Source organism: Mesorhizobium sp. M8A.F.Ca.ET.218.01.1.1 (assembly GCF_004791165.1).
GTDB lineage: Bacteria > Pseudomonadota > Alphaproteobacteria > Rhizobiales > Rhizobiaceae > Mesorhizobium.
The window spans coordinates 1-380 of record NZ_SRUZ01000071.1 but is presented as its reverse complement, the minus strand read 5'-3'; the positions used below and the strand labels follow the sequence as shown (position 1 = coordinate 380).

Below are 380 nucleotides of genomic sequence, written 5' to 3'. Positions count from 1 at the left end.
AAAATAGCGACCTGCCCGGCCACGCCGTAGCCGAGCCGGTTCTCCTCGAAACCCGCTGCCAGCCGCGCCACCAGAACGTCATGGCCGCCGCAGATGACTTGCGCCTGCGCCGGGATAGCCGGCAGCGCCATCAGGGCGCCGACGGCTGCAAGCTTGACCCATCGAAATGAAAATTTGCGTGCCATGGGGCACCTCCTTCGCCTTCGCATTCCGGCAAGGGAGGCACATACGGCCGCCTCAGTGTGCCGGAAGGCTCCAGGCCGGATTCGACGTCTTCATCACGTCACTCCTTCTGGTTTCCGGTCTGTCCTGGGGAGATCATCACTCCCTGGATTCGATATGGTGAAGCTTCGCCTCGTAAACAAGCGGTGCCGCCGAAG

Annotated in this window: 1 pseudogene; it reads right to left on the bottom strand. The window is 62.6% G+C overall.

The annotated features are described in order from the left end of the window. A pseudogene (locus tag EN861_RS34435) lies at positions 1-185 on the bottom strand (hypothetical protein); the annotation flags it as partial. Between the last annotated feature and the right edge of the window lie 195 nt (positions 186-380).